The organism is Bradyrhizobium sp. ORS 375 (assembly GCF_000239775.1).
In the GTDB taxonomy this organism is placed as follows: domain Bacteria; phylum Pseudomonadota; class Alphaproteobacteria; order Rhizobiales; family Xanthobacteraceae; genus Bradyrhizobium.
Genome location: NZ_CAFI01000315.1, coordinates 1 through 6,948 on the forward strand (window position 1 = coordinate 1; position 6,948 = coordinate 6,948).

Annotated in this window: 9 protein-coding genes; 4 read left to right on the forward strand and 5 right to left on the reverse strand. The window is 67.3% G+C overall.

The window, feature by feature from the left end; all coding sequences use genetic code 11:
* Positions 1–383 precede the first annotated feature (383 nt).
* Positions 384–914 carry a 2'-5' RNA ligase family protein gene (locus BRAO375_RS23105; protein WP_009029871.1) on the forward strand — a complete coding sequence of 177 codons (531 nt, stop codon included), beginning with the start codon at positions 384–386 and terminating at the stop codon, positions 912–914.
* Positions 915–952: 38 nt separating this feature from the next.
* Here the strand turns inward: BRAO375_RS23105 and BRAO375_RS23110 are convergent, their stop codons facing one another.
* Complete coding sequence (locus BRAO375_RS23110) at positions 953–1,351, reverse strand: hypothetical protein (RefSeq protein ID WP_009029872.1); 399 nt, start codon at positions 1,349–1,351, stop codon at positions 953–955.
* A gap of 248 nt (positions 1,352–1,599) precedes the next feature.
* Between BRAO375_RS23110 and BRAO375_RS23115 the strand changes: the two genes are divergently transcribed.
* Positions 1,600–2,391, forward strand: coding sequence for an NYN domain-containing protein (locus BRAO375_RS23115; protein WP_009029873.1), 792 nt, complete (start codon positions 1,600–1,602; stop codon positions 2,389–2,391).
* A 170-nt stretch (positions 2,392–2,561) separates the two neighbouring features.
* On the opposite strand, the gene BRAO375_RS23120 is transcribed toward BRAO375_RS23115, so the two are convergent.
* Positions 2,562–3,782, reverse strand: coding sequence for a lytic murein transglycosylase (locus BRAO375_RS23120; RefSeq protein ID WP_009029874.1), 1,221 nt, complete (start codon positions 3,780–3,782; stop codon positions 2,562–2,564).
* Between the two features lie 61 nt (positions 3,783–3,843).
* Positions 3,844–4,365, reverse strand: a complete 522-nt coding sequence (locus BRAO375_RS23125; protein ID WP_009029875.1) for a MarR family winged helix-turn-helix transcriptional regulator — start codon at positions 4,363–4,365, stop codon at positions 3,844–3,846.
* A 53-nt stretch (positions 4,366–4,418) separates the two neighbouring features.
* Here BRAO375_RS23125 and BRAO375_RS23130 point away from each other — a divergent pair, with 53 nt between their 5' ends.
* Complete coding sequence (locus tag BRAO375_RS23130) at positions 4,419–4,889, forward strand: carboxymuconolactone decarboxylase family protein (protein ID WP_009029876.1); 471 nt, start codon at positions 4,419–4,421, stop codon at positions 4,887–4,889.
* Between the two features lie 57 nt (positions 4,890–4,946).
* Positions 4,947–5,129: a hypothetical protein gene (locus BRAO375_RS23135; protein WP_009029877.1), complete on the forward strand. Its 183-nt coding sequence runs from the start codon at positions 4,947–4,949 to the stop codon at positions 5,127–5,129.
* 52 nt (positions 5,130–5,181) lie between these two features.
* Here the strand turns inward: BRAO375_RS23135 and BRAO375_RS23140 are convergent, their stop codons facing one another.
* Both BRAO375_RS23140 and BRAO375_RS23145 read right to left on the reverse strand, forming a co-directional pair.
* A complete protein-coding gene (locus tag BRAO375_RS23140) occupies positions 5,182–5,445 on the reverse strand; it encodes a hypothetical protein (RefSeq protein WP_009029878.1) in 264 nt (87 codons plus the stop codon).
* A 72-nt stretch (positions 5,446–5,517) separates the two neighbouring features.
* A partial coding sequence (locus BRAO375_RS23145) for a M23 family metallopeptidase (protein ID WP_244423247.1) occupies positions 5,518–6,948 on the reverse strand: 1,431 nt, incomplete at its 5' end.

Below are 6,948 nucleotides of genomic sequence, written 5' to 3' on the forward strand. Positions count from 1 at the left end.
GCTTCACGCTTATACGCGATCTCCCCGGTGTCCGGCTTGATAGCCACCGTCGCCTTCGGGCTCATCATCACCCGAAAGCTTGGCGCCAGCTTCGGGGCGCCAGGACCACGCGATTTCACGTCCGCAAGCTGCTGTTCGTCCGCGCGCCAAGCACGCTGCAGCAAGATCGCGGCCACCGCATCCCATCCTCCACGTTCGTGACGATCGCGAAGCGTCCCTCTCACGAGGACAGGACCCGGATGTTATTTCCGATTTTCGGAAGAAAAGCAAGCCAAAAATTCGTAGTCAGCGGCGACTCTGATCATCCGTCTGATTGCGCGAGCGGATTTCGCAAAGGTGGGCTATGCAATATCGGCGTGACAATGCAATTGGGGAGCCGCGCGATGGCCATCGCGCTCAACATCCGTTCTGACCATGCTTCTGCAGGTGAGATTGAACAGCTGTGGGATGAGATCGCGGCATTCGAGGACAGACCCTCGATGCGTGAGCTCGGCTATCGGCCGCATGTCACGTTCGCGATCTATGACGCGCCGGACATCGACGCAGCGGCCGCATGGCCGGTCATGCGCGAGATGGTGAGGGGGCGCGGAGCGCTGAAGATTCGGTTCAAACGAATCGCGTGGTTCGCGCATCCGCGGTTCGTGTTATGGGCCGAGCCTGAGCCGGATGAGACTCTATCGCAATGGCACGCCGCCCTCGCGGCGGCGATCGACCCGGCATACTGCCGAGAGCACTACCGCCCCGGCGCTTGGACGCCTCACTGCACGCTGGGGACGCGAATCATGGATGTTTGCCGCGATGATGCAATGGCTTTCGCCGGCGCGTTCGACCGACATTTCTCTGTCGTATTCGACGTCGTCGATTGCGTGACATTTCCACCTGTCCAGATTGTGGCGGAGCAGCGGCTCACTTGAGCGAGTTCCGCTCGACGACGATGTGGAGACGGCTGGGCTCAGCGCCAGATCGGCTTCGGCAACTGCTCGGGATTGAATTTCGGGACCGGGCGAGGAGCCGGCGGAGGGGCGTTGTCCGGCGAGGAGTACAGCAGGATGGCCTCGAAGGGCACGTCGGGCGCTTCGGCTGCCCGGCCGGAGCACGTGAGGGGAGCGGTTCGGCAGCAGCCTTCCAGGGTGAGCGTCAGCTCGTCCGGCCCGAACAGCGACGGTTGTCCCGGCGCGTGCCGTTTGGTCTTGATGACCGCCGTGAAGCGATCACCATCGGCCTCGTAGGTCCCGAAGTAGCTCAACGCGCCATCGCCGCCGCAGACCTTGCCCGCGGCGAGCTGCACGATCCCGGTTCCCTGGCCCCTCGGGGTCTTGAACCAAGCGGAGTAGGTACCTTCTTTGATCATGGCGGACGGGCCCCGTCGAACGGTCGCGGTATGCTTGTGCATCGCAAATTAAGGGACGGTGAAAGTCCTCCCCGGAACGGCGGCGGAACCGCGAATTTATTCGTATACGAATAGTTGTGACCGGCAGTTCACAAGAGACCTGCGCCGCACGGCTTGCCAATCCTTGGCGCCGGCCACGAACTTTGTCGGCTGAACCTCTCCGTGCGGGGTATAAGGAACCAGACTCACGTCACCCTCGAGGACATTCAATGCCTTCCGAACCCCGCTCGCCGCGCCTTGCCGTGCTGATCGACGCCGACAATGCCTCGGCCAAGATCGTGGACGGGCTGTTCGAGGAGATCGCCAAGATCGGCGAGGCGAGCGTGCGCCGGATCTATGGCGACTTCTCCAGTCCGCGCTCGAAGCCCTGGGCCGATACGCTGGCGCGCCACGCGATCGTGCCGCAGCAGCAGTTCGCCTACACCACGGGCAAGAACGCCTCCGACATCACGCTGGTGATCGACGCCATGGACCTCCTGCACAGCGGCCGGTTCGACGGCTTCTGCCTGGTGTCGTCGGACAGCGATTTCACCCGGCTCGCCGCGCGCATCCGCGAGCAGGGCATCGACGTGTTCGGCTTCGGCGAGCAGAAGACGCCGGAGAGTTTTCGGCAGGCCTGCCGCAGGTTCATCTACACGGAGAATCTGCGCAGCGACGCGGTGAGCAAGGATGCGGACAGCGCGGCGGCGCCGAAGCCGCTGCTGCCGATCAGCGCCGCGACGCCGATGATCAAGAAGGTCATCACGCAGATGGAGAGCGAGGACGGCTGGGTCGCGCTCGGCGAGGTCGGCAAGCAGCTGTCGAACCTTGTCTCCGACTTCGATCCGCGCAGCTATGGCTGCCGCAAGCTCAGCGATCTCGTGCGCAAGACCGGCGGCTTCGACATCGAGGAGCAGTCGAAAGGCGGGGGCTCGGTGCGCATCCGGGTGAAGGTGGCGAGCAGTCCGCAGCCGCGAGCGAGGGCGCCGAGGGGACACCGCGAGGCTGCGAGCAAGCCGTGATCACGATGCAGGGGGACGCGGGATTGGCAACCTCTCTCCGTCATTGCGAGCGCTGCGAAGCAATCCAGAGTCCCGCACGCCATCCTGGATTGCTTCGCTGCGCTCGCAATGACGCGAGATGAGATAGACTCGATCAAACCGCCTTTGGAGAGTGCGGCCCGGATGGCCGCCTAGCCGCCTTGCCGCAGCTTCGCCAGCACCTTGAGCCCGCCATAGCCGTCGGCCGGCGTGATCCCCGCCTTCGCCTGAAAATCGCGGATCGCCTTCATGGTGTCGTTGCCGACGCGGCCGTCGGTGCCGCCGGTGTCGAACCCGGCCGCCGTCAGGCGCTTCTGCATCTCCTGGACTTCGGCGAGCGTCAGCGCCCGCTCCGAGCCGGGGAACGGCTGCAGGAACGGCGGGCTTCCCAAAATGCGGTCGCCGAGATGGCAGATCGCGAGCGCGTAGCTCATCGCCGGATTGTAGGACTTCACCGAGTAGAAGTTCGGTCCCAGCAGAAAGGCGGGGCCGCCGTCGACCGGAATCCAGAGCTGCGCTGACGCGTTCGGCTGCGGGAAGGGCTCGCCGTCGGCGCGGTTGACGCCGGCGGCCTGCCAGGCCGCATAGGTCCTGCTGCCCGAGATGTTGCCGGGCGCGCGGACCTCCCAGCCCCAATGCTCGCCGCGATGATACTTGCCGCGGTTGACGAGGTAGCGCGCGGTCGAGCCGAGCGCGTCGTCGGGACGGCCGAACGGGTTGATCTTGCCGTCGCCATCATAGTCGAAGCCGACGTTGAGCCACACCTCGGGCATCCATTGCGTGTGACCCATCGCGCCCGCCCAGGAGCCGCGCATTTCCTCCGGCGTGCTCCAGCCGCGGTCGACGATTTTCAGCGCGTTGGTGAGCTCGGTCTCCCAATAGGCCTTGCGGCGCGGCTCGTTCCAGGCGAGCGCAGCAAGCGCCGGGAACACCGGCCGCATGTGGTTCTGCTGCACGAGAGGATCGCCATAGGCCGACTCGACGCCCCACAGCGCCAGCAGCGTGCCGCGCTCGACGCCAAAGTCCTTCTCGATCCGCGCGAACAGCGCCTCGTTCTTCTGCAGCGCCGCCTTGCCGTTGATGACGCGCCAATCGGAGACGCGACGGTTGATGTACTGCCAGAGCTGCTCCTTGAACTCGGGCTGATTGCGCAGCTCCTTGAACACGGTCATGTCCGGCTCGAGCCGCGCCATCACCCGGTTCCAGGTCGCCGGCGAGATGCCCTTGGCGAGCGCCCGGCCGCGGAAGCCGTCGCGCCAGGCATCGAACTCCGCCGGCGCGGCCGCTGCGGGCCAGGCGGGGGCGAGAAGCGCCGCGACGCCGAGGCCGGAGCGGAGCAGGGCGCGGCGGGAGGTGGAATCGGGCTGGGTCATGACCCCTAGTCTAGCCGCTCAGGGGCCTGTGCGGCAAAGGCCGGCATGCCGCGGGAACCGGTCAGGCGCCGTGCAGATCCGCCGCGACGCCAGCCAGCCAGCGGCGGATCACCGCGAGGTCCCGCCGCCCCAGGCCGAGGGCGAGCCGCCGTTCCAGCGCGGTCGCCCGCCGCCGCGCCTTGGCCAGCAGACCAAGTCCGTGCCGGGTCAGCGTCCACTGCAGCACTCGGCCGTGAACCGGATGCGGCGTCCGCTCGATGGCGCCATCGCGCTCGAGATTGCCGATGATCACGTTCACGGTCTGTGGCGTCAGCAGCGCCACCCGTGCGCAGTCGGCTCCCGACAGGCCCGGATAGGCCTTCAGCATCGTCAGCACCACGAACTGCGGGTGGGTCAGGCCGGTCGAGGCGAGCGCCCGCTCCAGCGACAGCCGCGCCGCCGCCTGGGCCTGGCGCAGCAGATAAGCGAGATGTCCGTCCTGCCCGCGCTTGCCCTCGCCGGGGGCCGGCGGGCGCGGCGGCGCAACCGCACGCTCCGTCGGCGCCTGCTTTCGCGATGGTGATAAAGCCGGTCTCTTGCGCATATCGTCAGTGCCCTGATAACTTATCATAGCTCTGATAACACAAGAGGCGAACCATGTCACATGCGCGCAGCGAGTACCCCGATTTCAGGCGGCAGGCGCCGGAGCTCTACGAGGCGATCCTTGCGGTCAGCCAGCAGGCGGCCAAGGCCGGGCTCGACAAGCAGCTGCTCGAGCTCGTGAAGATCCGCGCGTCGCAGATCAACGGCTGTGCGTTCTGCGTGCAGCATCACATCCTGATGGCCGAGAAGCTCGGCGTGTCCGCCGACAGGATCAATCTCGTCGTGGTCTGGCGCGAGGCGCCGCAATTCACGAGCCGCGAGCGCGCCGCGCTGGCCTTCACCGAGGCACTGACGAAGCTGGAGGGCGGCGTCAGCGACGAGGTCTATGACCAGGCGCGTGCCGAATTCTCCGAGACGGAACTGGTGTTTCTGACCTCGGCGATCGGCGTGATCAATCTCTGGAACCGCTATGGCGTCGCCTTTCGCTGGACCCCGGCGGAGCGGCCGGTGCGCGCCGGCAGCTGAACAGTCGGGAACCGCCGCGAAGCCGCATGAGTTGTGTCTTCAAACAAGGAGGCGCACATGGCCGAGCCGAACGAGCCGCTGAAGCCGGACGATTTCCCTTTGGAAGCGGACAAGGACCGCGTGAGGTGCCAGGACGGCAAGCCGATCGCGCGCACCGATACCGAAGCGATGGCGCATGAAATCGCCGAGCGCCTCAACGCCGAGGAGCATCGGCGGGAGGAGGACAAGTGGTCGGCGTGAGGAGGCGCGCGAACGGCTGAGCGCTCGTCTTGCGGCGTGCTCCGTCGCCTGCTCAGAACGGATTCGCTGGCTGGGCGCGCTTCGGGCCCTCGGGTTTCGGCTCGACGGCGAGGCTGGGATCGGTCGGCATCACGCGGGCGCCGGCGGCGCGGGCGACCTGGCCGGTGGTGGAGTGGCGGGCGGCCTCGGCGGATTTGATCTCGGGCGGATTCCAGCGGTCGCGCACCAGCACGGTGAGCGCGCCCATGCAGATCAGCGCGATCGCTGCTGAGACCAGCGCCAGTCCGGTTCGGTGGTGAGGCGTGCCTGTCGCCATCCGTCGTCCTCCATGGGGGCGATAACCCGCAGCCGGGGAGGTCGGTTCCGGCAGGCTTGGCCGTGTGCGCAATCAGTTCCGGTCGCGTCCTGCGGCGGCATCGGCGGCCGGGCCGAGCAGGGACGGACCTTGCGCGGGCGTGCTGATCGTTCCGGTGGCGGCCGGGGGCGGTGACGCCGCCATTTCCAGCCCGATCTCGCGGCCGCGGCCGCCGATCAGGCGCTCATAGGCCGCGATCAGGGTCGTGTAGGGATTGACCCAGATCCAGCCGTCGCGGGTGAACAGCTGGACGTCGAAATGCAGGTGGCGCGTGGTGCCGTTGGGATGGTCGAGATAGTTCGAGACCACGCCGATCGGCTCGCCCTCGCGCAAGGCTCTGCCGTTGAGCAGGCCGTCATCGTCCATCGCGCTCGGGTTCATGTGCATGTAGCGGAAGCGGATGTGCTCGGTGCCGGTGTTGACCTGGATGATGGCGCCCTGCTGCTTCGCGCTGCGGATCACGACGCCGTCACGCACCGCGAGCACGCGCTGCTGCCGCGGATCGCAACCGTCGGGGCCGTCGCGGCGGAGCGGACAGGCGCCGGGCCGGAGATCCTGGCCCTGGTGACCCAAGCCGCTGGCGCATTGGCCGACGTTGAAGTCGCGCGCCTCGCAGAAACTGTCCCGCCAGGGATATTGGCTCCAGGGCTGGTCGAACTTGTCGCTGGCGCGCCGGCGGCCGAATGATTGCGAATGCACATAGGCCGGCGCATCGAGCGGAAAGCGGATCTGCGAATATGCCGTGCGGTCGGCGCGGCCGCCCTGGCCGCGCGCGCCCGAGTTCATGACGATGTCGCCGACCGGGCGATAGGTGAAATCAGCATCGAACACCGCAGGCCGCTCGGCGGCGACCGGCGTGATCTCCGGCGCGCTGCGGGACGGCTGGCCACCGGTGACCCGCAGCGCCCTCAGGAAGCGCTCGGCGATCGGATAAGCCTCGCGGCAGGCCAGGCGCTTCGGCCGCGGCGCGCTGTCGAGGCACTGGATCGAGACCACATAGGGCACGCCGAAGCGGGTGAAGGCGTAGCGGACATAGCCCTCGCGGATGAAGCGGCGCAGGTCGGGATATTGCGCCGACAACGCCTTGACGCTCTCGCCCTTGCCGCCGGCGGGATCGGCAAGGTCGTAGGTGATGCTCGAGCCGGTGATCTGGACCTCGACCAGCCTGGCGAAGATTCGTGAGGGCAGGCCGGAGGTCACCTCGGGGCCAAGCGAGAACACCGCGTCGTAGCCGGAGGGACCGGCGTCGAACAGATCGGTCTGGAAGTCGGCCTGGTAGCGCGGCAGCGCCTGCGGATCGATCGCGCCGCGACGGCGCGCGTTCAGATAGGCTGCCGTGTCGAACGGCAGCAGAACGGGGACCGGACTGCGTCCGATCCCCGTGAAGATGGTCGAGGTCACGCCATTGAGCTGGACCAGCGCCGGCCGCCGGCGCGGGTCATCGCTGCCGACGCTGCGGCGGCG